Here is a 25,327-nt window from a genome sequence, read left to right as displayed (position 1 = left end):
TCTGCTCACGCCTCGGTCGTCTCGGATTCGTCGGAGGCGGTCTCGTCGGCAGCCTCTTCCGAGGATTCCTCGGACTGCTCGGCAGGTTCCTCGGTCTCGGACTCCTCCGGCTCGTCGTCGGATTCGGCGCCTTCGGCGGCCTCTTCGGCCGGGGCCTGCGTCTCGTCGGTGTCGGCGGTCTCGCCGTCGGCGGATTCCTCGGAATCCTCCTGGGTCTCCTCCTCGGCGTGGGCTTCGGCTTCGGACTCGCCTTCGGCGGCATCCTCGTCCGCGTCCTCATCCTCGGATTCCTCGTCGGACTCTTCGGTCTCGTCCTCGGGCGCGTACTGGGCGTCGTCCTCGGAGATGCCGAGCTCGGCGAGCACGTCCGGATCGTCGAGGTGCTCGAGATCGTGGTCGATGATCACGTCGTCGCTCTCCTCGTCCTCGTCGAAGTCGGCGTACTGGTTCTCCAGCTTCTCGATGACCTGGTCGAGGGCGATGGCCTCGTCGGAACGGCCGGCCTCCTCGAGGAACAGCTGCTCGGCCTGCAGGGCGCGCATGCGGTAGCTGCCGGCCAGACCCTTGGAACGGCCGAGCGTGTGCACGATCTCGATGGCCTTGTCCCAATGCTCCAGATCGCCGAGCGCGCCGGCGTACACGAGGAACATCTCGGCCTTGGACTCGCCCTTCAGGTACTTGGCGTCGTCGGAGACGGCCATCTCGATGGCCTTCTTCGGGTTGCCGAGGCCACGCTCGCAGTCGGCCATGAACGGCAGGTAGTCGAGGTAGCCGTTCATGCGGTACGCGGTGCGGAACTCCTTGAGCGCGAGCTTGTAGTCGCCCTTGCGGTAGGCGACGAACGCGAGCGTCTCACGCGCGAAGTCGATGCGGGAGGCCTGCTTGGCGACCCACTGGGCGTGCTCGAGCGCGGCCTGCGGGTCGTCGTCGAGCAACGTGTACGCGGCGAGGATGTGCAGGCCGATGTTCTCGGCGTGCTCCTTGGACAGGCCGCGCAGACGCTCCTTCTCGTCCTTGGAGAGCATGCCCCACACCATGCCCTTCGGCATGCGGGGCTCGTTCGGACGACGGTCGGTGTACGGGTTCTGCGAGGGGAAGCTCACCGCGCCTTCGCCGTTGCGGCGCGCAGCGCCCTCGCGACGGTCGTCGAAGCGACGGGAGTCGTCGCGCTGGTAGCGCGGGTTGCCGCCATGGTCGCCGCGGTTGTCCCGGCGGTCGTCGCGACGGAAGTCGCGGTCGCCGTCACGACGGAAGTCACGACGGTCATCGCGGCGGTCGTCACGATGGAAATCACGGCGATCGTCCTTGTGGAAGTCCTTGCGGAAGCCCTGACGCTCGCCGTCACGACGGTCATCGCGACGGAAATCACGATCGCCGTCACGATGGAAGTCCTTGCGGAACCCGCCCTTGCCGCCGCGACGATCGTCACGGTGGAAATCACGGCGGTCATCGCGACGGAAGCCGCCGTTGCCGCGGGAACCGCCGTCACGGCGGAAGTCGCGGTCGCCGCCCTGACGCGGGCCCTTGTGGAAGTCACGACGCTCGCCATCGCCGTCGCGACGGAAATCACGATCGCCGTCACGATGGAAGTCCTTGCGGAACCCGCCGCGGCGATCGTCGTCACGACGGAAGCCGCCGCGTTCGCCGTCCTTGCGGAAACCGCCCTTATGGAAGCCGCCGGACTTGCCGTAGCCGCGACGCTCGCCGTCACGGCGGAAGTCACGGTCGCCGCCCTGACGCGGGCCCTTGTGGAAGTCACGACGCTCGCCATCGCCGTCACGACGGAAATCACGATCGCCATCACGATGGAAGTCCTTGCGGAAACCATCCTTGTGGAAATCCTTGCGGTAGCCGCCGCGACGCTCGCCGTCACGGCCCTCGCCGTCGCGGCGGAAGCCGCCGCGCTCGCCGTCCTTGCGGAAACCGCCCTTATGGAAGCCGCCCTTGCCGCGCGGCTTGAAGCCGTTGCCGCCGCGGGAGCCGGGACGGCCGGAACCGTGGCCGTAGCCGCCCTTGCGGCCGCCGAACGACTTGCCGGAACGCTCGTTGCCTTCTGCCATGTTGTGTATGCCTTTCTCTACTACGAAAGTCTTGGATGATGCGCGTATGCGCGAACGGACGCGCGCCGGTTCAGCGCTTCTCGACGGCGCCGAGCGCCTTCTTGCCGCGGCGGATCAGCGCGAAACGGCCCTGCAGGAAGTCGTCTTCGCCGAGCGTCGCCTCGTCGCTCTCCACGCGCGCGTTGTTGAGGTACACGCCGCCGGACTTGATGGCGCGGCGCGCCTCGGAGACGGTCTTGAACAGACCGGCGGCCTGCGCGGCGTCGATCACGCGCACGCCCGCCTCGACGGACGGGAACACGTGCCCGCCGTTCTCGTCGACGACCTTGAAGCCGTCGAGCACCGATTCGAGCGTCTCCGCGTCGATGTCCTTGAGGTCGCCGCCGCGGCCGAACAGGGCGGCGGAGGCGTCGATCGCGGCCTGCGTGGCGGCCTCGCCGTGCACGAAGCTGGTGACCTCCCAGGCGAGCGCCTTCTGCGCCTCGCGACGGCCCGGATTGGTCTTCGACTCCTCGACGAGACGCTCGATCTCCGCCTTCGGCAGGAACGTGAACGCCTTCAGCAGGCTCTCCATCTCCACGTCCGGACGGTTGATCCAGAACTGGTAGAACTTGTACGGCGAGAGCATCGTCGGGTCGAGCCAGACGGCGTTGCCCTCGGACTTGCCGAACTTCTTGCCGGACGCGTCGGTGATGATCGGACTGGTGAACACGTTGACGTCCACGCCGCGCACCTTGTGGATGAGGTCGAGGCCGGAGGTGAGGTTGCCCCACTGGTCGGAGCCGCCGAGCTCGAGCGTGCAGTGGTATTCGTCGTACAGGTGGAGGAAGTCGTTGCCCTGCAGCACCTGGTAGCTGAACTCGGTGAAGGAGATGCCCTCCTCCGAGTTGAGACGGCGGGCGACCGTGTCCTTGGCGAGCATCGTGCCGAGGCGGAAGTTCTTGCCGACGTCGCGCAGGAAGTCGATGACGCTCATCTGCGCGGTCCAGTCGTAGTTGGAGACGAAACGCACCGGGTTGTCGCCGTCGGTGACGAGGATGCCGCCGATCTGCTTCTTCAGGCGTTCGGCCCAGCCGGCCACCACGTCCTTCGGGTTGAGCGTGCGCTCGCCCGACTGACGCGGGTCGCCGATCAGACCCGTGGCGCCGCCGACGAGGGCGATCGGGTGGTGTCCCGCCGCCTGGAGGTGGCGCATGTTGATGAGCTGGACGAGGTTGCCGATGTGCAGGGAGGCGGCCGTCGGGTCGAAGCCGCAATAATAGGCGATCGGCTCCCCGTTCAACGCTTCTGCGAGTCGATCGCGGTCCGTGGACTGCGAGATCAACCCGCGCCATTCCAGCTCATCGAGCAGGGTGTCGAACCCCGCTTCTTTGAAGTCGATGACGTGAGCCATAACTGGTCGCTCTCCCTATCGAATTGTGGGTATTGTCTTGGATGCGCCCGGATTCCGAGCGCCTACCAGTCTCGCATGCCGCGGCGACAGTGCCGCGCGGCACGCATGCGGCATCGCCCGCGACGCAGCATGCGCCGCGATGTGCGCCGTGACGCACGTCATCACCGGCCATTGCGGCGCAGCTTCTCGAACGCCTCGCGCAGCTGCTGGAGGGCCTCGTCGTTGCGCGTCGCCTTGAGGCGCGGGAAGGAGACGATCATACGGCGCTGCTGGCGGTTGAAGGCCTTGCCGGCGGTCTCGCGGATGCGCAGCGTCAGCTCGGTGGACATCTCCTTGCCGGAATGCCAGGTGCCGCCGACCTTCTCGCCGATCGTCTCGCCCACCTTGCCGGGCACGCCGCCGAGACGCTCGTTCGCGCCGGCGGCGACGCCCGCGGCGAGCTCGGCGGCGCGGCCGGTCGCCTCGCCCATCGCACCGCCGACCTTCTCGCACACCTCGCCGAACGCGTCGCCGTACTTGGCGACGGCCGTCTGGAACTGTTCGAGGCTCTTCTCGAAGTCGACGATGCCGATCACGGTGACCACCGCGTCGACGGTGATGGCGACGAGAAACACGGCGCACATCACGTGGATCAGGACCAGCGGGATCATCGCCGTGACGCGCGCCACCTGCGGCTGGACGACGTCGACGATGGCGACGCCGCCGATGCCGAACACGATCGCGCCGAGCAGGCAGATGCGGCCGTTGAGGTTGAAACGGAAATGCGAGTAGTCCCACCAACGGGCGTGGAACAGCTCCTCCATCGCCCAGGAGGTGAAGTATTCGAGGATGCATGCGCCCACCGAGGAGACGAGGAACACGACCACCGGATCGCGCTGGCCGCCGAACACGACGATGGCGAGCACCGCGCCCGTGCCGTAGATCGGGCACAGCGGGCCGTTGAGGAAGCCACGGTTGACGGGGCGGCGCTGCTGCACGGAGACGAGGACGGACTCGTACACCCAGCCGCAGAAGCTGTAGAACAGGTACCACAGGAACAGGTATTCGAGGAAGAGCATCGTCATCGCGCGCGCTCCTCGTCCTTGCCGTCCTTGCCTTTGTTGAACCGGTCGAGCGAGAACGTCTCGCGCGTGGCGGACAGCTTGTCGGCGGCGGTGACGAGCCACCCCTCCACGTAGCTGGGCGCGGTGGGTGTCATCGGGAACATGTGGCAGGAGATCGAATCGCGTTCGATCGCGTTGAGACGGAAGTCGCGCATCGCGTTGAGCAGCGCGGCGTTGCCGTGCGTGAACCCGTGCAGCCGGTGCGCGCCGCCGTCCCAGTCATGCCAGTCGTAGAGGAAGTAGTCGTGCAGGAGCGCGGCGCGCACGAGCGACTTGAGGTCGACGCGGTCCCACAGGTGCGCGCGGTCGGCGAGCCAGACGGCGAGGCACGCCACGCGGATGGAGTGCGCGAACGTCGACACGTTGCCGTGCTGGTAGTTCGCGCGTTCGCGCTGCATGTTCGGGTGCGCGAGCACTTCGCGCCCGTTTTCGGCGACGATCCGCCGTATCTGCGTTCGGGTGAGCAGACGTCCCACGATGTCGATCCCCTATCAATCGGTTTCCGTTCGGTGCCGATTGTACGAAGGGGATGTGTCGGGTGCGCTCGTCCGCGGGGATGATTCACAAGGCGATTGCAGACGGGCGGGACCGACGTTCCGGCGGACCGCCGGTTGTGGTCATTCCCCTTGCGTCTGTCGGTCCAGGTACGCGCGGTAGGCGCGGAACCCGCCTTCGAGGCTCGCCACGTCGTAGCCGCGGTCGGCGAGGATCTCGGCGACCTCCTCGCTCCACCAGCCTTCCGCGCAGAAGACGACGACGGTGCGCCCGACCGGCACGGTCTTGAGGACCTGAGCGAGCGGGTCGAGCGGCGCGTTGATCGCGCCTTCGATCGGATGCGCGGCCACGTCGGCCGGCTCGCGCAGGTCGAGCAGCGTGACGTTCCGCTTGTCGAGTGCGGCGAATTCGGCCGGCGTGATGCGGCGGATCGCGGATTCAGCGGTGTCGGGCGCGGTCATGGCCGCGTCGGCGGCGTCGCTATCGGCATGCCATGCGATGGGCATTGGTTCCCTTCTCTCTGTCAGATGGCGCAGGCGGGTTGGATGTAGCGGTCCGGGTCGAGCGCGGTGATGGTCGGATGTTCGCCGCACACCGGGCAATCGGGCACGCGTTTGGGCAGCGGCACACGGCGGATGTTCATCGTGAGCGCGTCGACGGTGAGCATGCGCGCGACGAGCGGCTCGCCCACGCCGGCGATCAGTTTGACCGCCTCCGTCGCCTCGAGACTGCCGATCACGCCGACGACCGCGCCGAGCACGCCCGCCTCGCGGCAGGTGGGGATCTCGCCGGCCGCGGGCATGTCACGGAAGATGCAGCGATAGCAGGGGCCCGCGCCCGGCACGACGTCCATCACCTGTCCGGCGAATCCGACGACGCCCGCGTGGATGAACGGCTTGCCGGCGAGCACGCACGCGTCGTTGACGAGGAACTTCGCGGAGAAGTTGTCGGTCGCGTCGATGACCAGATCGTATGGGGCGATGAGGTCCGCGACATTGCCGGCGTCGACGAGCGTGTGGTGCGTCTCGACGGTGACGTCCGGGTTGAGCGCGCGGATCGCCTTGGCCGCCGATTCGACCTTCGGCTCGCCGACGGACGCGGTGGTGTGGATGATCTGGCGTTGCAGGTTGCTCAGGTCCACGACGTCGCCGTCGACGAGGCCGATGCGGCCCACGCCTGCGGCGGCGAGGTAGAGGGCGGCCGGCGAGCCGAGCCCGCCCGCGCCGACGATGAGCACGCTGGACTCCAGCAGCCGCTTCTGCCCCTTGACTCCCAATCCCTTGAGGATCAGATGCCGCGAATACCGTTCAAGCTGTTCATCCGAAAACGCCATTACTCTCCTTCATTCTCGGCTCCCCTTGTCTGCGAGCCACCCGTCCGATGGGCCCTCACTCCGGCTCCCCTTGTCAGGGGAGCTGTCCGCGTAGCGGACTGAGGGGTAGTCTCAGTGCAGGTACCCCGTGGTCGGGCTGGACGGCACAGCCTGTCCCTCCGTCACCTTGCCGAGTCCGGCGAGGTAGGCGGCGCGCCCCGCGTCGATGGCGTGCTTGAACGCCTCGGCCATGAGCGGGATGTTGCCGGCGGAGGCGACGGCCGTGTACGCCATGACCGCATCCGCGCCCATCTCCATCGCGTCGGCGGCCTGGCTGGGCCGGCCGATGCCCGCGTCGATGATGACCGGCACGTTCGCGTTGGCGATGATGATCTTGATGAAGTCGCGCATGCGCAGGCCCATGTTGGAGCCGATGAGCGAGCCGAGCGGCATGACGGCGGCCGCGCCCGCCTCCTCGAGCTGGCGTGCGGCGATCGGGTCGGGGAACATGTACGGCATGACGACGAAGCCCTCCTTGGCCAGCATCTCGGTGGCACGGATGGTCTCGGCGTTGTCCGGCAGGAGGTACTTGGTCTCGTGCTCGATCTCCACCTTCACGAAGTCGGTGTGGCACACCTCGCGCGCGAGGCGGGCGATGCGCACGGCCTCCTCGGCGTTGCGCGCGCCGGACGTGTTCGGCAGCAGCGTGATGCCTTCGGGGATGTAGTCGAGCACGCTGTTCTCGGTGGTGGTGGCGCGGCGCAGCGCCATCGTGACGATCTCGGTGCCCGCATGTTCGACGGTCGCCTTGATGAGGTTCAGGTCGTAGCGACCGGAGCCGAGGATGAAGCGCGAGTGGAACTCGTGCCCGCCGAGGTTCAGCGGCTTGTCTTCGACGGGCAGGATCGGCGCGGCGGTGCCGACCGGGTTGACGACCGAGGGCTGCGGCGGCAGCGGCGTCGCCTCGACGGACGCTTCGGTGACCGGATTGATGTTGCTCATGATATTCCCCTTCCTTGGGTTGATGTCTATTGTGCTCCCGCTGGCGGGACCGGGACCGAGGTTCCTTCCCGCTCCCGCTGGCGGGAGCTGTCCGCGAAGCGGACTGAGGGTGGTCATGCGGACCAGCCCCTTCACGTCTCAGCCGCCCTGGACGAACTGGACGATCTCCATGACGCTCTGGTCGTCGAGCATCGCCTCGCCGCGCTTGTCACGCGGGATGATCTCGCCGTTGAGCTCGATGGCGACACGTTCGGCCCTGAAGCCGTGTGCTTCGAGATACTCGGCGACGCTGACGGGCGCGTCGAGCGTGACCTGCTCTCCGTTGACCTGCATAAGTCCTCGTTCTCCCTTCCGGATTCTCGGTCCGGATATCAAAAAAGGGTGCACGAAAGGAACCGTACCCTAAGTGGTGCGCCCATTCATGAACCCGGTCATGCGACCATGCGGCGCGGATGCCCGGCCACACGGCTTGGTTATCTGGTGCGAACGAGGGCGTTGGGACGTTCGAGGCTCCCGAGGCCTTGGCGAAAGAAGACGATTCCTTACGGCGGCATGACCCGCGTCAAGTTCCCCGGTCGAAGCTGGCGCTTCCTCTCAGCCTTGCGGCTCCCGTTCGTGCTGAAGCCCAGTGTAGATGTCGACGATGACATCCTCCCCCGCTCCCACTGACAGCAATCGGCCGAAGCCCCTCCTTCCCCGTTCCCGCTGGCGGGAGCTGTCGTCGAAGACGACTGAGGGTGGTCAGGAGTCCGGCCCCGAACCACCCTCAGTCCCGCTACGCGGTCCAGCTCCCGCCAGCGGGAGCGACGACGTGCTTTAGAACGTGCCGGGGGCCTTGTACGACGGGCCGTCGGACGTGGAGTCGGCGAAGACCTTGAGCTCCTCGACCTCGCGCTTGGCGTCGACGATCTGCTCGCGCACGCGGCCGTAGGCGGTGCCGCCCTTGCCGTTGCGGGAGTCGACGGAGCCGTGGCTGGAGAGTACCTCGCGCACGCCCGGGGCCTTCTCGGCCGGCAGGAACGCGGCGAACGTGGACTTGAAGTCCTCGTCGGTCAGGTCCCACAGCTCCTGGCCGCGGCCTTCGGCGATCTTCACGCACGCGCCGGAGAGCTCGTGCGCGTGGCGGAACGGCACGCCGTTCTTGACGAGCCATTCGGCGATGTCGGTGGCGAGCGCGAAACCGGTGGGGGCTTCGGCTTCGAGGCGTTCCGCGTCGAAGCGCATGGTCCGGATCATGCCGGTGAACGCGGGCAGCAGCACCTCGAGCGTGTCGACCTGGTCGAACACGGCTTCCTTGTCCTCCTGCAGGTCGCGCGCGTACGCGGTGGGCAGGCCCTTGAGGGTGGCGAGCAGGCCGGTCAGGTCGCCGATGAGGCGGCCGGACTTGCCGCGCGCCAGCTCGGCGATGTCCGGGTTCTTCTTCTGCGGCATGATCGAGGAGCCGGTGGAGTAGGCGTCGTCGAGCTTGACGAACGCGAACTCCTGCGTGTTCCAGATGATGATTTCCTCGGAAAGGCGCGAGATGTCGACGCCGGTCATGGCGGCGACGAACGCGAATTCGGCGACGAGGTCGCGCGAGGCGGTGCCGTCAATCGAGTTGTCGGTCACGCGGGAGAAGCCGAGTTCGCGGGCGACGGCCTCCGGGTCGAGGCCGAGCGTGTTGCCGGCGAGCGCGCCGGAACCGTACGGGGAGGCGTTGATGCGCTTGTCCCAGTCGATGAGGCGTTCGATGTCGCGCAGCAGCGGCCAGGCGTGGGCCATGAGCTGGTGGGCGAGCAGCACGGGCTGGGCGTGCTGCATGTGGGTGCGGCCGGGCATGACGGTGCGGCCGGCCTTCTCGCTCTGGGCGATGAGCGCGTTCACGAGTTCGATGAGGAGCTCGGCGATGACGCGCGCGTGGCGGCGCAGCCACATGCGGATGAGGCAGGCGATCTGGTCGTTGCGGGAGCGGCCGGCGCGCAGTTTGCCGCCGAGCTCGTCGCCGGCGATGTCGATGAGGCCGCGCTCGAGCGCGGTGGCCTCGTCCTCGTCGTCCTCGATGGGCGCGAAGCTGCCGTCGTCCACGTGGCGCTGGAGCGTGTCGAGCGCGTCCTCCATGCGCTTGAGCTCGTCGTCGGTGAGGAGTCCGGCGCGGCCGAGGGCGCGCGCGTGGGCGCGGGAGCCGGCGATGTCGTCGTCGGCGAGTCGCCAGTCGAACTGGGTGGACTTGGACAGGCGGGCGAGCGCGGCGGACGGTCCGGAGGTGAAGCGGCCGCCCCACAGGGCGAGGTGTTCGGTGTTTTCGGCCATGCAGGTCTCCTTCAAGGGTTCATGGATGCTGCTCGGATGATTGCGGATCCACGCACACGCGCGTTCCGCGGCTGTCCGCCAGCCTATCAGCGTCGGACTACATCGCCGGGGCCGGAGTACGGTTCGTCGTCCGTGTCTCCGTCGTCCCCAAACGATTCCTTGCAGCGTTGCGCAATTCGTTGTATGTGTTGGCTCCGACCACATTCCCCAAGATGCCCGTCCCCGGTTTGATATACGCGCCCACGAATGGCATATCAGGCATAGGCTGTCTTCCCTTCCGACTTCCGGGTTTGCCAACGGCATCTCGTCCGATTCATAAATTCCTCGATGGAGAAGCCACCTTCGACATACTCCTTGGCGTCGCTACGGAATTCTGCCGAAACGTGTGCGCTTCCCATTTCGCCGGAGTGAATGGCCGCTTCCATTGCACGTTTACAATCCTCGAATCCTCCGTTCCTCGGACGAACATCTTATCAAGCATGGACTGCTCAGCTTTCTTCTGCAATTCCAACTTGCACTGATGCAAGAATACCGTGAGAATCAAGCCGCGTGAAAAACCAACCGATAACACGTTGTTAGCGTTATGCACGATTCCTAGGCAGACAAATCCATTATTTTATTCTTGGAATATAAAAATGTTGAAACGCCAGATGCCTTGAGCTAGCAAGGTTAGTCAACCACGCACGCAGGTTAATCTCAAGACGTGAACCAGATAATCAAAATCGAAAGTACCGTTTTGTCTATACCCGAAACAGAAGCTGGTCAAATACACGTTGGGCTTGTTTGTAGACCAGACGGTAGGCATTCCAACTTCCTCATCACCATGTACGAAATCCTTTTTGACTCCCCGGACAATCAGAAAATAAATCACATCGCACTTACCCAACTGATGCTGTTCCCTAACAGACGTGCATATCGTCCGCACCTTGGGAATAGACCAGAGCACCAAGAACAAAACTTTATAAACGATTTATGAAGTTGTCGCCGCGGGGAGAAAGCAACCATGGCAAGAATCCCTGTATCCACCAGTATACCAAACTACTCCTTGCATAAGCCCTGGAGAAAATCGACCCTACCTTTAAACAGCCACGTAAGGCATGAATCACTTACCCATGCACCCGACAATCTATAGAATGATAATTCGGTAAATTACGATTCTATAAACCGCATTATATTCATCATGTCCGCGGGAGAGACCCGGGAAACTCGCCATGCTGGAAAGACGATGTGGTCGCCGCATGATGCCTCGACCGTCTAGAGCGCAGCGCGCAAAACCTCATCGAGCCCATGAACCGGTTCCAGAGTATGGGGACGGATCATGAGTACCAACGAAACTATCGACACCACCACGCCCGGCGGTACCCTCGTATTCAACAGCCTTGCGCCCCTTGCTCAATCCGAGCGTGACCTCATGCGAAGGCGCACCAACGCCAGTCGAGGCCGCGCGCACGTGGCCGCAAAGGCGGACATCCTCCCGAGGCTGGACGCCAAGCAGGGACTGAGATTCGTCACCTTTACGATTCCACGACTGTCACCGTTAACCAAATCGCGGTAATGTCGAAGGATCGGAAAGACGACAATATATCGCAATCTGTCCAGCTAAGCCCTTTAAAGTCCGATAAGTACGTCAGGGATAGATTTGTATTTGACTAATAGTGGCGCCGTGGTGGATATATTATTGTCAATAATATTTTTTCTCACTTCTTCTCTATTTGCCGGAAAGTTTGCTTTCACAATAACGCCACCAACGTCACCGCTAAGTTGTTTAAGATATTCGTTTTGAGAAAGAGTATCGGCAATATCTTCGCGAATGTAAAAATTCCCCGAAGAGGCAATGGTCATAGCAATAAGAGCTTTTGCCGCTAAATCAGGAGATACGGAATTTAATCCACGATATGTTGAATCCAATGAGTTCGAATCTTTTCGAGAAAATGCAAGAACAACTGTTCTTTCGTTTCCCTTTTCATCTTTGATTGGAAAGAAACATGAGTGCATTACCTCCATTGGCACTGTAAGGTCAAAAGTATTATTGATGAAGTTATTCCAACAGTCGGCAGACAGCACTAAACTACCCTGTGTTGCAATCGGGAAAAATCTATGAAAAATGTGATAAAACCCAACTTTATAAGGAACCACCTCCCCTCCATTTTTCAGTATTTTATAGTTATTTTTCGCCTCCTTAAATCCTTTCCTATTGTCTTTGATATTAATCTCTTCTACCGCCATTTGTCCTGACATGTTCTTATATTTATCATCTATCCCAAGATTTAAGATTCGCTGATATGCAGACCTTGCTTTAAGATGATCATATAAACCATATAGATAATTTTTCATAGCTATTTCATCAAGAATTAATTGAATATTCTCATTCTTTGTAAACGATTCCGAATAAATACCAGGGTTTTCATATTCTTGGAAGTTCTTACTATCGCATTTAGTACATAGAAGCCTAAAGGTTCCAGCTTGCCTAAGACCTACGATTTCTTTTTCGGTAGGCGACTTAATAAATGAATTTATGTTTTTATATTTACCTCCTAACGATTTAAGGATGAATTGAGGGATTGAATGAGACGTGCAAATACTAACAGGTTTCCTTCCTCTGAATTGTCGATTACAAATTAAGCATTTTGAGATCAGAGAGACATCTTGTCCATGCAATAACTTCTTACGTGCGATTATTTCATCTCTTGACAGCAGAGATCCATCTTGAATATCCGTAAGACTAAGACGATAGTAGTTCATTGTATACATACTGCATATTTTATACATGCTGTCCATATGCCGCATCCCGCGACGTGCCTCACGTTTTTTGAGTGCTTAATGTGCAATGATGCCTCATTGGGAATGAGCACGAACGGTATCGGTCCTGTTCGGCTTGTCTTACGGAAGACAGGATTGGTAGGGTGACGAAGCGGCAGATCACCCTGATGTTCAGGAACGAGTACACGAAGGTGTCGAAGAAGGACAGGGGGTGTTCCAAAGAGATCTACTCACGCATGTAATTGATATCGATATGAGCACTGGAAAAGGTGACCTCGAAACCTGCTTTGACGATGTGACAGCAACCAAGTTTGAGGTTCTTCATGAGGCTGACTTCATGGATAACCCCAACCCTTCCGATATGCCCGTTAAGCACACGCGGACATCCAGCAGGAAGCAACTAAGCAACGCCCCCACCGCCTCCGCCAGCAAGCATCGGCGGACATCACACCGGCTGAGCGAATATCACCATCCCAAAAGAAACTAGAGTATGAAGCCAAGCCGTCACATCCGCACATCGCCCAGCACCTCACGATCGAACTCGTCGAAATGCACGTTCATGCGCAGTACGGTGTCAGTCGGCAGTGCATGCAGTGCCACGCCCTTGCATCGTCGCGCTAGACGAACGTATCGACTACATAGTGCAGGTGCTCGTCGAAATCGATGCCCACAGCGCACGGCGGATTGCATGACGAGACCAACCAAGATATCATTTGTATAGATTTCCGATATACAAATGGAGGCTATGATGACATCGTCCATGGTGAACGTCCGGCTTGACGAAAGCACGAAGAAGGGCATGGCCGAGGTCTGCGGCGAACTCGGCATCAGCATGAGCGCCGCGTTCAACATCTTCGCCAAGACGGTCGTACGCGAACGCCGCATCCCGTTCGAAGTGACCGCGGACCCGTTCTACTCGGCCGAGAATATGTCTCGGGTCCGCAGAGCTGCCGCGAAGCTCGACGCGGGCCAAGGCACCGCCCACGAGCTAATCGAGGAATGACGTGCTGCTTATCTGGACGGACGAAGCATGGGATGACTACCTCTACTGGCAGTCGCAGGACAAGAAGACGATTAAACGCATCAACAAGATCATCAAGGAGATCCAACGCAACGGCGCGGCGAACGGCATCGGCATGCCGGAACCGTTACGCGGAAACCTATCCGGCTATTGGTCTCGTCGTATAGACGACAAGAACCGCATCGTGTACCGCGTCACCGGCGGAGAATCGGACAATCTCGAAATCGCCGTCTGCCGCACCCATTACGGCGATCACTGATACGACGACCTCTCAGATCAACCCCAGCTTCCGGAACGCGTTGGCGATGCCGTTGTCGTGGATGTCGGTGGTCTGGATGTCGCACCATCGCTCGATGCCGTGGATGGCGTTGCCCATGGCGACGGACGTGCCGGCGGCCTTGAGCATCACCATGGCGCAGGCCCCGTTTCCGCAAAACGTCAGCCAAACCAATCAAACCTGCAAACGACCACATATGACGCGGCTCGTTTGCCGGAAGGTACGATTATTTATAGAATCATAATTTAGTAAATTATGATTCTATAAATCGCATCTCGTCCGGGGAAAGGTCGTCGCCATGTTCGTGGGAAGGACCAGGGAACTCGCCACGTTGGAACGGCGATGGAACTCGTCGCAATTCGAGTGCGTCATCGTGTACGGGCGGAGACGCGTGGGCAAGACCACGCTCATCAACCGGTTCCTCGACGGACGCCCGTCAATCTTCTTTCCGGCCATCGAATCCAACACGGCCCGGAATCTTGAGAACCTCAGCCGCAGCATCGCCCTGTACCGCGCCGCCGCCGGCGACGACGATCTCGCCGACATGGCTGACGCCGCACCGGTCTACCAGGATTTCGCTTCGGCGCTGGAAGCGGTGTTCTCGCTCGCCCGACGCAAACGCCTCGCACTCGTCATCGACGAATACCCCTATCTGGCGAAGTCCGACCGGTCCATCAGCTCCGTCCTGCAACACGCCATCGACCGGCACAAGGACGATAGCCGGCTCATGATCATCCTCTGCGGCTCATCGATGTCGTTCATGGAGCGTCAGGTGCTCGGATATTCCAGCCCGTTGTACGGGCGCCGCACCGCGCAGATCAAGGTAGAGCCGTTCGGCTACGCCGACACGCGAACGTTCCTGCCCCGATACGGCGCCGAGGATGCGGCCATCGCATACGGTCTGACGGGCGGAATCCCGCAATATCTCAGACAAATCGACGACACCGAAAGCATCACGGACAACATCCGTTGGAACATCATCGATCCGGACTGCTACCTGTTCGAGGAACCCGGCAACCTGCTCAAGCAGGAGCTGCGCTCGCCGTCAGAATACAACGCCGTCATCCAGGCCATCGCATCAGGCGCCTCGCGGACGAACGCCATCGCCACGGCATGCCATATGGAGACCGCATCATGCGCCACGTATCTACGCAACCTCATCGACTTGGGCATCCTCTATAAGGAGACCCCGTTCGGCGAACACGCGCCACGCAAGACGATTTACCGCATCAAGGACTCGTTCTTCCGATTCTGGTACCGCTACGTACCGGCGAACCTGCCGCTGATCCAGTCGGGCAACGCGGACATCGCCGCCGAACGCATCACGCGATCGATCAACGACTTCATGGGGCCCGTGTTCGAGGGCATCTGCACGCAATGGCTGTGGGCGCACGACACGACCGGGGAACTGCCGTTCCTCATACTCGACTCCGGACGCTGGTGGGGAGCCGACCCCAGGACCCGCAGCCAGGAGGAGATCGACATCGTCGCCACCGGGGAGGACCCGAAGACCATGCTGTTCTGCGAATGCAAGTGGCGCAGCGTCCCGACCGGGCTGCGCCAGCTCGAAACGCTGCGCAGCCGGGCCGAACTCCTGCACCCCGAGCACGGATACTACATGCTCTTCTCCAAAAACGGCTTCGACGAACACGTCACGAGCCGTGCGGCGCAGGCGGACGATGTGTCGCTGGTGAGTTTCAAGGACATGTAAGGCAGCGACCTCCTCGCCCCCTCAGATCAGCCCCAGCTTCCGGAACGCGTTGGCGATGCCGTCGTCATGGATGTCGGTGGTCTGGATGTCGCACCATCGCTCGATGCCGTGAATGGCGTTGCCCATGGCGACGGACGTGCCGGCAGCCTTGAGCATGGCCGTGTCGTTGTCGGAGTCGCCCACGGCGATCGTGTCGGCGACGTCGATGCCGAGCCGGGCGGCGACCTCGCGCACCGCGGTGCCCTTGTCGACGCCGTTGATGAGCAGTTCGCCGTTGTTCGGCGAGATCTTGTCATATGAGCCGTGCACGAGTGTGAACCACGGCGAGAGGTCGCGTTTCGTCTCCTCGAACGTCGCGTCCGGGTCGGGGGCGGTGAAGTACGAGCCCTTGGACACGTGGATCGTCCGGCCCAACGTGGAGCCTTCCGGCACGTCGACCTCGTCGATCCGGTGCCAGAACCGCGCGAACTCGCCGCGGTCGAACGCCTTGCCCTTCGACTTCAGGTGACGCGCATAGCCTTCCGAGATGTACATGCCGTCCGCGCCCTGCCACTGGTACGCCTCGATGCCGTGCTCCTTGAAATACGCGTCGGCGGCGTCCACCGCCTCGGGGTCGACGAACCGTTGAAACAGGACCTCGTCGCCCATGTTCGCCTGCGCGCCGGCCACGGAGACCACGCCGTCGAACCCGAGGTCGAGGATGCTCTTCTCGATCTTCGGCAGGGAGCGTCCGGTGCAGATGAACAGCAGATGCCCGTTCTCCTGCGCCTTGCGGCACGCCTCCTTCGCGGATTCGGGCACCACGTGCCTCTCGTCCGCCAACGTGCCGTCGATGTCGAGGAACACCAGTTTCTTCGCGCCCATGCTTCGCTCTCCTTGTCCGTGAACCCGTTCGTTTATGAACCCGTCTGTCCGTGAGCCGTCACCGAATCCGCCACCATCATACGTGGCGCACACGGTTACGCACACGGCCCCGCTCCCCCGCTCACGCTTCGGCGAGCTGCGTCGTCGCGGCGGAGACCGGCGCGGGACGGGAGCGGCGGATGCGGCCGACCGCGAGCCCCAGCGCGACGAACGCGACGGCGAACAATGCGACGATGCTGGTGCCCGTCGCCCAGCCGGCCGCGTCGATGCCGTCGGACGCCGCCGTGCCGATGCCGAGCGCGTCGTCGATCGACGCGCAATACCACCAGCCGGGCAGCATCCGCCCGACCACGAGCATCGATTCGGGAATCATGTCCACCGGCAGGGAGAGTCCGGAGGTGAACAGGAGCAGCAGGCCGAACACGTTGGCGAAACCGTTGGCCATCGTGTCGCCGGCCCCCGCCTCGCCGAGCAGGAAGCCGCAGGCGACGGTCATCAGCGCGTACACACACGCCGACAGGACCGTCATCGCCACGCCGGCGGGCGCGAGGGACGCGGGATCGAGTCCGGCGGCGAACATCAGCGCGACCGCGGCGATCAGGTAGGCGGCGACCACGACGAGCGCGAACCCGCACAGGGTGGCCATGCGCTGCATACCCATCGTCGAGGAGCGTTGTGGCGAGGCGAACAGCCTACGCCGCGTCTCCCCCGCGTTGAACACGCCGGACACGAGCGCCGTGCACACGGTCATCGCGAGGAACAGCGGGTAGAGGGCCGACTTGATCGTGGAGCCGAAACCGGCCGCCGTCCGCTCCGCCGCGGACGTGTCGGCGGCGTCGGCGGCCGCGTCGGCGTGGTCGACCGTGATCGCATGGTTCGCGGTCTTGTCGCGGGCGAGCGCGCGCACCCGCGTCGTCGCGGCGGTGAGGTCGTCGAGACCGGGACGCGCGACGGCGCCGTCCGCACCGGACGCACCGGACGCACCGCTCGCACCGGACGCACCGCCCACGTTCGCGCCGATCAGTTCCGTGCGCGTGAGCGAAAGGAATCCGCCGGTGGCCATCGACGCCATCGAACCGACGCCGGACGTGTAGCTGGTGACGGTCTCGACGGACGGGACTTTCCCGGACGAACCGTCCGCGCCACCCGATGCGGCCGAGTCGAGCAGCTTGTCCGCGTAGCCGTCCGGGATGATGACGATGAGGTCCACCCAGTTCGACGCGACCGCCTGCTGGAGCGCCTGCGGCTCGTCGGCGAGGTCGATCACGTCGTCGTCCGCCGCGAGGTACGCGCGCAGCGAGGAGGCGACGCCGCCGCGGTCGGAGTCCCGGTCGATGACGGCGACGGTGGCGCGGCCGGGCTCGTACGCGTCGGCCGTGGCGTTCCGGTCGCCGAACAACGCGGATCCGCTGATGGCGAGCATCATGATGCCGATCAGCACCAGGTAGATGATGATGTACAGCTTGTGCGCGGCGAGTACGCGCAGCGTGGCCTTACAGGTGTTCATAGCGTTGCTCCTTGAGCATGACGACGCCGGCGGCCAGGAACACGAGGCTCATCGCGATGAGCACGCCGCAGGTCGTGGCGAACGGACGGTAGTCGTCGTAGTAGAGGATGTCGTAGAACAGGTTCGTCACCTGCTGGGCGGGATTGACGAGCGCGAGCAACGGCGCGTGGCGGGTGATCCAGTCGCTCAGCTGCATCGCGAAGCCGCCGTACAGGCCGGAGAACAGGGACAGCGTGCACGGGATCGCGCTGGTCAGACCAATCTTCACGCTGTGCTTGAGTCCCGGTATCGCGCCGATCATCGTGCCGAACGCGCACGCCATGAACGAGGCGACCGCGACGGCGGCCACTGCGGCCGGTTCGCGCCCACCCAACGGTATGCCGCACACGTAACGGATGTAGGCGAGCGCGATGGTGAGGCTCACGTCGGAGCACAGCCAGCTGGCGAGGAATCCGGCCATGAGCTGCCGTCCGCGGCCGAGCGGCGACACCGTGCGCCGGATGCCCAACGCGGACAGGTTCGCCTGGGCACTGGTGACCGCGGTGATCGAATACCCCATGGCCATGAGGCAGGCCATGCCGAGCAGCGCGTAGAAATACCGTGCCATCACGTTCGGCGTGGCGTTCGTGAGGCTGATCTCTCGCGTCGTCCCCGCGATGCTGCCGATGGACGACCAGAACATGCGGGATTTCAGCGCCTCCGGGTGCCGTTGGAGCAGGTCGCGGGTCGCCGTGTCGGTCCGGTTGTACAGGTCGATCACGCCGGAGAGCGCGGCGACGGTGACGGCGCCGTTCGAATCGGTGGCCGTCGCGCCCTTCATCGCCTCCGCCGCCCGTGACGACAACGTCAATCGGATGCGCCCGTCGCCGTCGACGCGCAGATAGCCTTTCGCGGTGCCGTCGGCGAGCGCGTCGCGCGCCTCGGCGAGCGTGGCGGCCTTCCTGGCGTCGAGCAGTCTGGTGACGGTCACGGTCGTGCCGGTGGCGCTCTCGCTGCTCTCGCCGGTGGCGTCGCCTTTGCCGCCGGCGTCGCTCGTGCCGGTGGTCCCGCCTTTGCCGGACAGACCGTCGATGAACGCCTTCGCACCGGGCGACGCCTTCCAGTTCGCGTCCTCGACGACCGTCACGGGCAGGGTCTTGAGCTCGTAGCCTTCCGCCAGGTTGCCGAGCAGTCCGTTGAACAGGGTGGCGAGCGCGATCGGGAACACGATGAGCCAGAACAGCGATTGCCTGTTGCGCAGGTTCGTCTTCAACGTCATGACGAATGTGGTCCACATGGTTGCCTCCTTTCCGTGGGGCGTGCGGCGTATGCCGGTCAGTCGCGCAGCGCCTTGCCGGTCAGTTCGAGGAACACGTCATTGAGTGTCGGCGGCCGGCTGGTGAGGTGACCGACGTTCACGCCGGCGGCGCGCAGCACGCCGAGCACGTCGACGAGATTGTGGTCGCCGCGGCGGCAGCGCACGTCGAGTTCGCGGCCGTCCCAATCCGCTTCGATGACGAAGCCGAGGGCGCGCACGTGGTCAAGCGTCGTCTCGTCGAGGTCGAGCGTTTCGACGGTGATGCGTTCGCCCGTGTCGATCATGGATTTGAGCTCATCGGCGGTGCCGAGCGCCAGATGCCGGCCGTGGTCCATGATGAGGATGCGGTCGCAGATCCGTTCGACCTCCTCCATGTAATGGCTCGTGTAGACGACGGTCGCGCCGGCCGCGTTGAGCCGTTCGATGCCTTCGAGAATCGCGTTGCGGCTTTGCGGGTCGACGGCGACGGTCGGCTCGTCGAAGAAGATGAGGTCGGGCTTGTGCGCGACGCCGCACGCGATGTTGAGACGTCGCAGCAGACCGCCGGAGAGTTTGCCGGGTCGGAACCGGCGGAATTCGCCGAGTCCGGCGAAGTCGATCGCCTCCTCGACGAGCGGCGCACGGTCGGCCTTCTTCGGCACGTACAGCGAGCAGAAGTAGTCGATGTTCTCCTCGACGGTCAGCTCGTTGAACACGGCGACGTTCTGCGGGACGAGGCCGATGCGCCGTTTGAGCGCGTAGCTGGTCGGCGTCATCGGCTCGCCGAACACGCGGATCGTGCCCGAATCGTAGGAGAGCAGGGCGAGGATGCAGTTGATGGCCGTGGTCTTGCCGGAGCCGTTGGTGCCGAGCAAGCCGAAGATCTCGCCCTGCCGGATGTCAAGGTCGAAATGGTCGAGCGCCACCATGTCGCCGTAGCGTTTGACGAGTTTCGTCACGCTGATGGCCGAAGTCGCGGTGGTCGTGTGGTCGTCCGTCATGTCCGCTCCCTTCCTTGGGTGGTTGTCTCCATCGTCCCACCCGCGTGCGCGTCCCGCCACCTGCAAACGTCACGTATCGGCGTGACGCAGGTGACATTCGTCACCGGTTTCCGATGACATCGGGTGCGGGACGGATTGCGGGAATGGACGGTAGGCGCGGGGCGGTCCGGGATGTGCCGCGGCGAAGCGGGTAGGCTGGAGGATGACGGTTCGGTGCGGACGACGGAGGATTCCATGCGGGCGATGATCGGGAAGGGGGTGCTGCTCGCGTTCTGTCTCACGTTCGCGCCGGTCGCGCACATCGCCGTGGATGCGTCGCTGGTCACGGCGATGCTGATGGCCGTGATTGTCTCCGCCCTGTCCGAATGGTCGTCCGGCAGGCGCGCGGCGCTCCTGCCGGCGACCGTGTTCTGCCTCATCGCCGTAATCGTCTCGGATTGCCGTGTGTTCCTGCCGCTCGTCGCCTTCGATATGGCGCGGATTCCGGCGGTCACGAATCACACGAACCATACGAATCGTCCGAATCGTCTCGCCGGTCTGATGCCGCTGATCGCGCGCTGGCTGTGGGTGGCGCCGCTGGTTCCGATGGCGGTCGAGGCGCATGCGGGCGGCGATGTCGCCCCGACTGCGCTGATGGTCACGGCGACGTGCGTGGGCTTCTTGATGGGTGCGGATTCGCGCGACGTCCCCGCGCTGCGCCGCGCGCTGCGCCGCACCGAGGACCGTCTGCGTGAATCGTCACGTTCGTCGCGAATCAGGATCGCCGATCTGGACGAGGAGCGGGCGCAGTCGGTGCGCATGGCGACGCTCGGCGAGCGCACGCGCATCGCCCGCGACATCCACGACAACGTCGGTCATCTGCTGACGCGCGCGATCATGCAGGCGCAGGCCGGGCGCGCGGTGGCCGACGCCACCGGCGACGCCGTCGCGGCGCGAGGATTCGGCGCGTTGGGCGCGACGTTGGACGACGCGATGACGATGGTGCGCCGGTCCGTGCATGATCTGGAGGATGGCGGCACCGATTTCATCGCGCAGATCGAGGATGCGGCCCGGCCGTTCGCCTCCGCCGGCGAGGGCGGCGGCACCGGTCTGAATCCGGGGTTGGAGGTGCGTCTGGAGAACGATATCGACGCCGCCCCCGCACCGGTTTCACGGTGTCTCGCGACGGTGATCCGCGAATCGTTGGCGAACGTCGCGCATCACAGCATGGCGCACGAGGCGCGGGTGACGCTGCGTGATTTCCCCGCGTTCTGGCAGCTGGTCGTCTCCGACCCCGGCCCCGCGATCCCGTTGGACGGCGATGGCGGTCCCGCCGGCGCTCCCCCGCACGGCATGGGGGTCGCCGACATCGAATCGCGGGTGCGCGCCTTGGGCGGCACCGCGTACTGCGGCCCCTACGATGGGGGTTGGCGTGTGTTCGTCTCAATCCCGAAGGCCCGTTGGGCCGCGGACTGCGGCACACGGAAGACTCCGGATATGGGACATCAGGAGAATCGTGGAAACCGAGGAAAGGCGGGTGCATGATGCGTATCGCGATCGTGGACGACGATCCGATCGTCTGCCAGTCGTTGGAGACGATTCTGACCGCGACCGGCGCGGCCGACGTGTTGTGGACGGCGAACGACGGCGACGATGCGGTCGCGCGGTATTCCTCGACGCCTGACGCGCGGCCGGACATACTGCTCATCGACATCCAGATGCCGGGGCGTGACGGTCTCGACGCGGCGCGGGAGATATTGGGGCGCGACCCGGCGGCGCGCATCCTGTTCCTGACCACGTTCGCGGACCGCGCGTACATCACGCAGGCGATGGCATTGGGCGCGAAGGGCTATCTCATCAAACAGGACGTCACGGCCGTGGGGCCGGCGCTGCAGGCGGTCATGGCCGGCCAGGTGGTGCTGGGCTCCGACGTGCTCGGCAAGCTCACCGGCGACGACGCCACGGCGGCTTCCGCTCCCCCATCCCACGGGCGCACGTCATCGGGCGACACAGGCGCATCGGATGGTTCAGCCACATCGGCCGATGCGGCGGTCGTGGAGTCGATGCTCAACGAGCGGGAGCGTGAGGTCGCCTCGCTCGTGGCCGAAGGATATGACAACCGCGACATCGCGCACCGATTGTGCCTGAGCGAGGGCACGGTGCGCAACCGGGTGAGCGGCGCGCTCGACAAGCTGGGACTGACCAACCGCACCCAGCTCGCCATCCTGTGGATCAACGCCCACCGCTGACGCGGCTTGGATACGACGAAGGGACCGGCGCGAACCGGTCCCTTCGGGAAACCAATCAGACGGAAGCGGCCCTTAGGCGGCTCTCGTCAGACCATCCGTCTTACTCGACGGTGTTGTTCGGCACTTCGATGCCGTTGCCGAACTTGACGTCGCGGGCGGCGGCGACGCGGCTCGGCAGGCCGTAGATGTCGATGAAGCCATTGGAGGACTTCGAGTCGAAGCTGTCGCCGGAATCGTAGGTGGCGAGGTTGTAGTCGTACAGCGAGGTGTCGGAGCGACGGCCGGTGACGACGGCGCGGCCGCCATGCAGCACCATGCGAATCTCGCCGGACACGTACTTCTGGGTGTCCTCGATGAACGCGTTCAGGGACTGGGTGGCCGGGCTGAACCACTGCGCATCGTAGACCAGCTCGCCCCAGCGCTTGTCGATGTCGCGCTTGATGCGGTGCTGCTCGCGCTCGAGGCAGCAGTTCTCGAGCTCCTGGTGCGCGGTGATGAGGGCCACGGCACCCGGGGCCTCGTACAGCTCGCGGGACTTGATGCCGACGAGACGGTCCTCGATGAGGTCGATGCGGCCGATGCCCTGGGCGCCGGCGCGGCGGTTCATCTCCTCGATGGCCTGCAGCGGGGTGACGTCGCGGCCGTCGATCTTGACCGGCACGCCCTGCTTGAACTCGATGACGACCTCGTCCTCGACCGGCGGGAACGCCGGGTCGTCGGTGTAGGAGTAGCAGTCCTTGGTCGGACCGTTCCACGGATCCTCGAGGAAGCCGGTCTCGATGGCGCGGCCCCACACGTTCTGGTCGATGGAGTACGGGCTCTTCTCGGTCTGGGTGATCGGCAGCTTGTGCTCCTTGGCGAACGCGATCTCCACGTCGCGGGTGAGCGCGAGGTCGCGGATCGGGCTGATGGCCTTCAGCGTCGGGTCGATGGAGGCGATGGACACCTCGAAGCGGACCTGGTCGTTGCCCTTGCCGGTGCAGCCGTGGGAGATGGTATCGGCACCGAACTGGTGGGCGGCGCGCACGAGGTGCTTGGAGATGAGCGGGCGGGAGATGGCGGAGACCAGCGGGTACACGCCTTCGTACATGGCGTTGGCCTTGAGGGCCTTCATGCAGTATTCGTTAGCGAACTCGTCGCGGGCGTCGACCACGTAGGCCTCGACGGCGCCGCAGGCGAGGGCGCGCTGCTTGATGGTCTCGAGGCTCTCGCCGCCCTGGCCGACGTCGAGGGACACGGCGACGACGTCCTTGCCGGTGCGCTCCTTGAGGTAGGAGATGGCGACGGAGGTGTCGAGGCCGCCGGAGTAGGCGAGCACGAGTCGATTGTTATCTGCCATGGGATGCCTTTCTTCAAAACAAACTGATGCAAGTATATACAGAAGTCTGTATATTTATGCACGGCGTGTCCAGCATATGTACGCGAGGGTTGCGGGCGGTCCCGAAGACCACCCTCCGTCGCTGCGCGACACCTCCCGCCGGCGGGAGGACCCCCACCCGCTACGCGGGAGCCCCCTCGACAGAGGGGGCCGGGACAACAGTCACTTGGAAGCGAGGGCGAGAAGCCAGTCGGCGCGGGCGACGGCGGTGTCGTCGTCCTTGCAGATCGCCATCACCGTGTCGTCGCCGGCGATCGTGCCGAGCAGGCCGTCGATCGGCTGCTTGTCGATCACCGAGGCGACGTACTGGGCGGCGCCGGACGGCGTGTGGATGACGATGAGGTTGCGGGCCGCCGCGACCGAGGTCACCAGACCGGACAGCACGCGCGACATCTGCGCCTCCGCCTTGGCGGAGTCCTGCTGCTCGTCACCGGACGGCTCATGGCCGACCGCGTAGGCCATCGTGCCGTCCGGAAGCCGCTTCTTGAACGCGTTCATCTCGTCGAGGTCGCGGCTCAGCGTCGCCTGCGTCACCGCGATGCCCTCGTCGGCGAGAATCGACGACAGCTGGGACTGCGAGGTGATGATGTGCGTGAGCAGCACCTCTTCGATGGCGCTCAGACGCGCAGCGCGCGTGGCCGGACGGTGGAGGGACGGACGCGTTTGGCTCATGCGAGCAGGCTTTCGTCGCCGCGCTGCTTGCCGACCAGCCAGGTGAGCAGCGCCTTCTGCGCGTGCAGACGGTTCTCGGCCTCGTCCCACACGACGGACTGCGGGCCGTCGATTACCGAAGCGGTGACCTCCTTGCCGCGGTAGGCGGGCAGGCAGTGCTGGAACAGCGCGTCCGGCTTGGCGAGCGCCATGAGCTCGTCGTTCACCTGGTAGTTCCAGAACGGCTTGGAACGGATCGCGTATTCGGCCTCCTCGCCCATCGAGACCCATGTATCGGTGAACACGCAGTCGGCGTCCTTGACGGCCTCCTTCGCGTCGGTGGTCACGAGGATGGAACCGCCGTTCTCCGCGGCGATGCGCTCGGCGTCGGCGACGATGTCCGGGCGGGGCAGGTAGCCCTGCGGGCCGGCGACGCGCACGTGCATGCCGGCGACGGCGCCGCCGAGCAGGTACGAGTTGGACATGTTGTTGGCCGCATCGCCCACGTAGGCGATGGTCTTGCCCTTGAGCGCGTCCACGCCGCCGCGGAACTGCGCGATGGTGAGGAAGTCGGCGAGGATCTGGCAGGGGTGGAAGTCGTCGGTCAGCGCGTTGACGACCGGGCAGGTGGCGTGCGCGGCCATCTCCTCGACGCGGTCCTGGCCGAACGTGCGCCACACGAGGCCGTAGGCCATGCGGGTGAGCACTTCGGTGGTGTCGCCGACCGGCTCGCCGCGGCCCAGCTGGGAGCCGGACTTGTCGATGACGAGCGGGTAGCCGCCGAGTTCGGCCACGCCGATGGAGAAGCTGGAGCGGGTGCGGGTGGACGGCTTGTCGAACAGCACGGCGACGGCCTGCGGGCCGGCGAACGGCTGATGGTAGAAGCGGTTCTCGCGGAACTTCATGCCGAGTTCGAGGACCTGCTTCTGCTCCTCGTGGTCGAGGTCGTCGTCACGCAGCATGTGGCGCAGTTCGGGGGTCATGGTGGTTGTCCTTTCG

At 64.0% G+C, this 25,327-nt stretch carries 23 protein-coding genes and 1 pseudogene; 6 read left to right on the top strand and 18 right to left on the bottom strand.

Annotated elements, in window-relative coordinates; all coding sequences use genetic code 11:
- Window positions 1–5 precede the first annotated feature (5 nt).
- The 9 genes from AC1AYX_RS02945 to argH form a co-directional block, all read right to left on the bottom strand.
- A complete protein-coding gene (locus AC1AYX_RS02945; protein ID WP_476502107.1) occupies window positions 6–2,060 on the bottom strand; it encodes a tetratricopeptide repeat protein in 2,055 nt (684 codons plus the stop codon).
- Window positions 2,061–2,130: 70 nt separating this feature from the next.
- Complete coding sequence (gene tyrS / locus AC1AYX_RS02940) at window positions 2,131–3,453, bottom strand: tyrosine--tRNA ligase (protein ID WP_476502106.1); 1,323 nt, start codon at window positions 3,451–3,453, stop codon at window positions 2,131–2,133.
- A gap of 161 nt (window positions 3,454–3,614) precedes the next feature.
- Window positions 3,615–4,511, bottom strand: a complete 897-nt coding sequence (locus AC1AYX_RS02935; RefSeq protein WP_476502200.1) for a putative ABC transporter permease — start codon at window positions 4,509–4,511, stop codon at window positions 3,615–3,617.
- A gap of 2 nt (window positions 4,512–4,513) precedes the next feature.
- Window positions 4,514–5,032 carry an HD domain-containing protein gene (locus AC1AYX_RS02930; RefSeq protein WP_476502105.1) on the bottom strand — a complete coding sequence of 173 codons (519 nt, stop codon included), beginning with the start codon at window positions 5,030–5,032 and terminating at the stop codon, window positions 4,514–4,516.
- 141 nt (window positions 5,033–5,173) lie between these two features.
- Entirely contained in the window at window positions 5,174–5,557 is a 384-nt protein-coding gene (locus AC1AYX_RS02925; protein ID WP_476502104.1) for a rhodanese-like domain-containing protein, read from the bottom strand.
- Between the two features lie 17 nt (window positions 5,558–5,574).
- Window positions 5,575–6,384 (bottom strand): thiazole biosynthesis adenylyltransferase ThiF, encoded by an 810-nt coding sequence (gene thiF / locus AC1AYX_RS02920; protein WP_476502103.1) that lies wholly within the window; start codon window positions 6,382–6,384, stop codon window positions 5,575–5,577.
- Window positions 6,385–6,495: 111 nt separating this feature from the next.
- Window positions 6,496–7,365 (bottom strand): thiazole synthase, encoded by an 870-nt coding sequence (locus AC1AYX_RS02915; RefSeq protein ID WP_101621613.1) that lies wholly within the window; start codon window positions 7,363–7,365, stop codon window positions 6,496–6,498.
- 138 nt (window positions 7,366–7,503) lie between these two features.
- Window positions 7,504–7,698 carry a sulfur carrier protein ThiS gene (gene thiS, locus AC1AYX_RS02910; protein WP_476502102.1) on the bottom strand — a complete coding sequence of 65 codons (195 nt, stop codon included), beginning with the start codon at window positions 7,696–7,698 and terminating at the stop codon, window positions 7,504–7,506.
- Between the two features lie 483 nt (window positions 7,699–8,181).
- Window positions 8,182–9,654: an argininosuccinate lyase gene (gene argH / locus AC1AYX_RS02905; RefSeq protein ID WP_476502101.1), complete on the bottom strand. Its 1,473-nt coding sequence runs from the start codon at window positions 9,652–9,654 to the stop codon at window positions 8,182–8,184.
- Window positions 9,655–10,972: 1,318 nt separating this feature from the next.
- Here argH and AC1AYX_RS02900 point away from each other — a divergent pair.
- Window positions 10,973–11,209, top strand: coding sequence for a recombinase family protein (locus AC1AYX_RS02900; RefSeq protein ID WP_476502100.1), 237 nt, complete (start codon window positions 10,973–10,975; stop codon window positions 11,207–11,209).
- Window positions 11,210–11,262: 53 nt separating this feature from the next.
- Here the strand turns inward: AC1AYX_RS02900 and AC1AYX_RS02895 are convergent, their stop codons facing one another.
- Complete coding sequence (locus AC1AYX_RS02895) at window positions 11,263–12,396, bottom strand: hypothetical protein (RefSeq protein ID WP_476502099.1); 1,134 nt, start codon at window positions 12,394–12,396, stop codon at window positions 11,263–11,265.
- A 763-nt stretch (window positions 12,397–13,159) separates the two neighbouring features.
- On the opposite strand from AC1AYX_RS02895, the gene AC1AYX_RS02890 reads away from it, so the two are divergent.
- Complete coding sequence (locus AC1AYX_RS02890; protein ID WP_476502098.1) at window positions 13,160–13,417, top strand: type II toxin-antitoxin system RelB/DinJ family antitoxin; 258 nt, start codon at window positions 13,160–13,162, stop codon at window positions 13,415–13,417.
- Between the two features lies 1 nt (window position 13,418).
- Window positions 13,419–13,694, top strand: a complete 276-nt coding sequence (locus tag AC1AYX_RS02885) for a Txe/YoeB family addiction module toxin (protein ID WP_476502097.1) — start codon at window positions 13,419–13,421, stop codon at window positions 13,692–13,694.
- Between the two features lie 12 nt (window positions 13,695–13,706).
- Here AC1AYX_RS02885 and AC1AYX_RS02880 read toward each other — a convergent pair.
- Window positions 13,707–13,841 (bottom strand): annotated as a pseudogene (locus AC1AYX_RS02880) (HAD hydrolase family protein); the annotation flags it as partial.
- A 169-nt stretch (window positions 13,842–14,010) separates the two neighbouring features.
- On the opposite strand from AC1AYX_RS02880, the gene AC1AYX_RS02875 reads away from it, so the two are divergent.
- Window positions 14,011–15,423 (top strand): ATP-binding protein, encoded by a 1,413-nt coding sequence (locus tag AC1AYX_RS02875; RefSeq protein ID WP_476502096.1) that lies wholly within the window; start codon window positions 14,011–14,013, stop codon window positions 15,421–15,423.
- 21 nt (window positions 15,424–15,444) lie between these two features.
- Here the strand turns inward: AC1AYX_RS02875 and AC1AYX_RS02870 are convergent, their stop codons facing one another.
- The 4 genes from AC1AYX_RS02870 to AC1AYX_RS02855 form a co-directional block, all read right to left on the bottom strand.
- Window positions 15,445–16,287: an HAD family hydrolase gene (locus AC1AYX_RS02870; RefSeq protein WP_476502095.1), complete on the bottom strand. Its 843-nt coding sequence runs from the start codon at window positions 16,285–16,287 to the stop codon at window positions 15,445–15,447.
- 121 nt (window positions 16,288–16,408) lie between these two features.
- Window positions 16,409–17,794, bottom strand: coding sequence for an ABC transporter permease (locus AC1AYX_RS02865; protein WP_476502094.1), 1,386 nt, complete (start codon window positions 17,792–17,794; stop codon window positions 16,409–16,411).
- Window positions 17,781–19,070 carry an ABC transporter permease gene (locus tag AC1AYX_RS02860; protein ID WP_476502093.1) on the bottom strand — a complete coding sequence of 430 codons (1,290 nt, stop codon included), beginning with the start codon at window positions 19,068–19,070 and terminating at the stop codon, window positions 17,781–17,783. Before AC1AYX_RS02860 ends, AC1AYX_RS02865 begins: the two co-directional genes overlap by 14 nt.
- Before the next feature lie 38 nt (window positions 19,071–19,108).
- Window positions 19,109–20,071 (bottom strand): ABC transporter ATP-binding protein, encoded by a 963-nt coding sequence (locus AC1AYX_RS02855; RefSeq protein WP_476502092.1) that lies wholly within the window; start codon window positions 20,069–20,071, stop codon window positions 19,109–19,111.
- A 234-nt stretch (window positions 20,072–20,305) separates the two neighbouring features.
- Between AC1AYX_RS02855 and AC1AYX_RS02850 the strand changes: the two genes are divergently transcribed.
- Both AC1AYX_RS02850 and AC1AYX_RS02845 read left to right on the top strand, forming a co-directional pair.
- Window positions 20,306–21,595, top strand: a complete 1,290-nt coding sequence (locus AC1AYX_RS02850; RefSeq protein WP_476502091.1) for a sensor histidine kinase — start codon at window positions 20,306–20,308, stop codon at window positions 21,593–21,595.
- On the top strand, window positions 21,595–22,299 hold the full coding sequence (locus AC1AYX_RS02845) for a response regulator (protein WP_476502199.1): 705 nt from the start codon (window positions 21,595–21,597) through the stop codon (window positions 22,297–22,299). Before AC1AYX_RS02850 ends, AC1AYX_RS02845 begins: the two co-directional genes overlap by 1 nt.
- Window positions 22,300–22,399: 100 nt before the next feature.
- Here AC1AYX_RS02845 and AC1AYX_RS02840 read toward each other — a convergent pair whose 3' ends face one another.
- From AC1AYX_RS02840 to argF, 3 genes are all read right to left on the bottom strand, one after another.
- Window positions 22,400–23,638 (bottom strand): argininosuccinate synthase, encoded by a 1,239-nt coding sequence (locus tag AC1AYX_RS02840; RefSeq protein WP_476502090.1) that lies wholly within the window; start codon window positions 23,636–23,638, stop codon window positions 22,400–22,402.
- 201 nt (window positions 23,639–23,839) lie between these two features.
- A complete protein-coding gene (locus AC1AYX_RS02835; RefSeq protein ID WP_476502089.1) occupies window positions 23,840–24,349 on the bottom strand; it encodes an arginine repressor in 510 nt (169 codons plus the stop codon).
- The gene (gene argF / locus AC1AYX_RS02830) at window positions 24,346–25,311 is read right to left on the bottom strand and encodes an ornithine carbamoyltransferase (protein WP_476502088.1); all 966 of its coding nucleotides are present in this window, start codon (window positions 25,309–25,311) and stop codon (window positions 24,346–24,348) included. Before argF ends, AC1AYX_RS02835 begins: the two co-directional genes overlap by 4 nt.
- Between the last annotated feature and the right edge of the window lie 16 nt (window positions 25,312–25,327).

The sequence above is a fragment of the Bifidobacterium sp. LH_419 genome (assembly GCF_056356955.1).
The sequence above is the reverse complement of the archived record's forward strand: the minus strand, read 5'-3'. Positions and strand labels throughout refer to the sequence as shown.

Bases quoted from the DNA above. Each gene is read 5' to 3' on its own strand.
- AC1AYX_RS02895 (WP_476502099.1), bottom strand. From the start codon at position 12,396: ATGAACTACTATCGTCTTAGTCTTACGGATATTCAAGATGGATCTCTG.
- AC1AYX_RS02860 (WP_476502093.1), bottom strand. From the start codon at position 19,070: ATGTGGACCACATTCGTCATGACGTTGAAGACGAACCTGCGCAACAGG.
- AC1AYX_RS02865 (WP_476502094.1), bottom strand. From the start codon at position 17,794: ATGAACACCTGTAAGGCCACGCTGCGCGTACTCGCCGCGCACAAGCTG.
- AC1AYX_RS02850 (WP_476502091.1), top strand. From the start codon at position 20,306: ATGCGGGCGATGATCGGGAAGGGGGTGCTGCTCGCGTTCTGTCTCACG.
- thiF (WP_476502103.1), bottom strand. From the start codon at position 6,384: ATGGCGTTTTCGGATGAACAGCTTGAACGGTATTCGCGGCATCTGATC.
- AC1AYX_RS02915 (WP_101621613.1), bottom strand. From the start codon at position 7,365: ATGAGCAACATCAATCCGGTCACCGAAGCGTCCGTCGAGGCGACGCCG.
- argH (WP_476502101.1), bottom strand. From the start codon at position 9,654: ATGGCCGAAAACACCGAACACCTCGCCCTGTGGGGCGGCCGCTTCACC.
- argF (WP_476502088.1), bottom strand. From the start codon at position 25,311: ATGACCCCCGAACTGCGCCACATGCTGCGTGACGACGACCTCGACCAC.
- AC1AYX_RS02935 (WP_476502200.1), bottom strand. From the start codon at position 4,511: ATGCTCTTCCTCGAATACCTGTTCCTGTGGTACCTGTTCTACAGCTTC.
- AC1AYX_RS02945 (WP_476502107.1), bottom strand. From the start codon at position 2,060: ATGGCAGAAGGCAACGAGCGTTCCGGCAAGTCGTTCGGCGGCCGCAAG.
- AC1AYX_RS02835 (WP_476502089.1), bottom strand. From the start codon at position 24,349: ATGAGCCAAACGCGTCCGTCCCTCCACCGTCCGGCCACGCGCGCTGCG.
- AC1AYX_RS02840 (WP_476502090.1), bottom strand. From the start codon at position 23,638: ATGGCAGATAACAATCGACTCGTGCTCGCCTACTCCGGCGGCCTCGAC.
- thiS (WP_476502102.1), bottom strand. From the start codon at position 7,698: ATGCAGGTCAACGGAGAGCAGGTCACGCTCGACGCGCCCGTCAGCGTC.
- AC1AYX_RS02845 (WP_476502199.1), top strand. From the start codon at position 21,595: ATGCGTATCGCGATCGTGGACGACGATCCGATCGTCTGCCAGTCGTTG.
- AC1AYX_RS02925 (WP_476502104.1), bottom strand. From the start codon at position 5,557: ATGCCCATCGCATGGCATGCCGATAGCGACGCCGCCGACGCGGCCATG.
- AC1AYX_RS02855 (WP_476502092.1), bottom strand. From the start codon at position 20,071: ATGACGGACGACCACACGACCACCGCGACTTCGGCCATCAGCGTGACG.
- AC1AYX_RS02870 (WP_476502095.1), bottom strand. From the start codon at position 16,287: ATGGGCGCGAAGAAACTGGTGTTCCTCGACATCGACGGCACGTTGGCG.
- AC1AYX_RS02875 (WP_476502096.1), top strand. From the start codon at position 14,011: ATGTTCGTGGGAAGGACCAGGGAACTCGCCACGTTGGAACGGCGATGG.
- tyrS (WP_476502106.1), bottom strand. From the start codon at position 3,453: ATGGCTCACGTCATCGACTTCAAAGAAGCGGGGTTCGACACCCTGCTC.
- AC1AYX_RS02890 (WP_476502098.1), top strand. From the start codon at position 13,160: ATGATGACATCGTCCATGGTGAACGTCCGGCTTGACGAAAGCACGAAG.
- AC1AYX_RS02900 (WP_476502100.1), top strand. From the start codon at position 10,973: ATGAGTACCAACGAAACTATCGACACCACCACGCCCGGCGGTACCCTC.